We start from the raw sequence: 1776 nt of genomic DNA, 5'->3' as shown, positions 1-1776 counted from the left end.
ACATATTTTGATTTGCAACACTAAGATAGGTGAAAAATCTGACATGGCAAAATCCTGAGCAACTTTTTGTTGCTCAGGTACTTATAAATAAAGTTAAATCAAAGTGTTGCGGAATTAAGGTTATTCATTTTATTCACTTATGCATAACTGAATAAAATGAATAATTGCATAAGGTCTATTGCCTCAGCAACCGTGATACCTTGCTTTGAGAGATGCCGCACTCGGCTGCTATCTCCTGCTGTGACTTGCCCTGGGCTGACAGTTCCCTGACACGCAACTTCAGACTGTCCCGTTCATCGGTGTTTTCCGTTGACAGATGGTCCGACTCGCAGCCATAGTCCTTGAAGGTGAAGCAGAGGTTGCCCGAAGCATCCTTGCCACGCTCATAGAGCGCCACATTGCCGGAGTCGAGGGCTATCTCGCCGTTGCGCCACTTACACTGCTTGACATAGACCATCGACGGATCCTTGTGCGACTGACCAAGACCAATAGCATCATCAATGAGCTGGTTGATCTTTGCCGAACCCTGTATGGCTGACAGAGACAGGGGGACGGCACCGGAGAACATCTTGGGCACGTGGTTGAGGATGACTAAGGTCCAGTTGTGCTGCTTCTTCAGGGCGTTGAGTGCTGCCATCAGACTGCCGGCATCAGAGCCTTTGTCAAGCGACTGCCCGAGAGCTGTGATATTGTCGATAAAGACGACATCGGTCTGGTTGGCAAGTGCAGCCTCCTCAATGCCTTTGAGGATGTCCTCCGGCAGGTTGTCTGTATCCATCTCGGCACGGAAGAGTGTCAGAGGAAAGTCGGCCGTACCATAACGTAGGGCAAGCTGCCGGGGTGTCATCTCGAAATCGGCATACAGCACCCGTCTGCCACTGGCGGCAATATCACGCGCAACCTGCATGGCAAAGATGGTCTTGCCGATACCCGACTGCCCGAAGATGACACAGAGGTCACCTTCAAGGACGACATTGGGATAGAGAGTCACCAACGGTGGCAACGAGCGCGCCTTGTCCAGGCACTCGTTCATGGATGACACGTGGAAGCCACCGGCATCCTCGGCACTGCGAAGATGCAACTCTTTGAATGCTGACTGAATGAAATCGTCTTGCGCCATAGTTATGCTCCTCCCAAGGTTAGAATGTTCATTACGTCATCATATTTATAAAGGACGCGGCGCGGACCGACTTTCACCGACTTGAGGATGCCTGACTTGTTCCAGCGCCATAGTGTCGAGAAATCGACCTTCAGCAACTCAGCTGTCTCCTTACGGGAAAGGAACTGTTTGTCCGCAGCGACGGTCTGACTGTGGGGGGGCGCCGGTGCTGGCTGGTTAATTGATTGTACAGGCTGCAGCCTGGTTGCAATTTGGGCAATGGCTGCCTCAAAGTCTGCCTTAGTCATCACGATGAATGGATTAGTAGTAATTTCCATGGTAGAAAAAAGATTAGTAGGTACTTCGACGTCGTTGCAGAAGGAAGATCTGCTCAAACATCGCATTGCAAAGTTAGGAATAAAAATGACTGCACGAAAGCATAGCTACCTATTAACTTTCTGTATAACAGTAAGTTCAATAAAGATTCATGATATTCAAGGATTGTTCAACTGTTGTTCAACGAAAGTTCAGTCGAGTTCAATAGATATGAAAAATCCGGGTCAGTTGCAAAAGTCCGTGGATGCCTTAGGGGGAGGACTAACCAAATATATTGCGCAAGCGGTATACGAAGAAAGGAAGATCCGCCACTCCTCTCATCTGTGATCTGAACCCTTTGA

The 1776-nt window shown here is 49.0% G+C and carries 2 protein-coding genes; both read right to left on the bottom strand.

Annotated features, from left to right (window positions below):
- Positions 1–175 precede the first annotated feature (175 nt).
- Positions 176–1120, bottom strand: a complete 945-nt coding sequence (locus tag NG346_RS14410; protein ID WP_262280556.1) for an AAA family ATPase — start codon at positions 1118–1120, stop codon at positions 176–178.
- Between the two features lie 2 nt (positions 1121–1122).
- Complete coding sequence (locus tag NG346_RS14405; protein ID WP_154535419.1) at positions 1123–1437, bottom strand: helix-turn-helix transcriptional regulator; 315 nt, start codon at positions 1435–1437, stop codon at positions 1123–1125.
- Between the last annotated feature and the right edge of the window lie 339 nt (positions 1438–1776).

The sequence above is a fragment of the Hallella absiana genome (assembly GCF_025457485.1).
GTDB lineage: Bacteria > Bacteroidota > Bacteroidia > Bacteroidales > Bacteroidaceae > Prevotella > Prevotella absiana.
This window is presented reverse-complemented; position numbering and strand designations above follow the sequence as displayed.

What these genes read in the sequence shown, in the direction of transcription:
- NG346_RS14410 (WP_262280556.1), bottom strand. Translation starts at nt 1,120, where the DNA reads ATGGCGCAAGACGATTTCATTCAGTCAGCATTCAAAGAGTTGCATCTT.
- NG346_RS14405 (WP_154535419.1), bottom strand. Translation starts at nt 1,437, where the DNA reads ATGGAAATTACTACTAATCCATTCATCGTGATGACTAAGGCAGACTTT.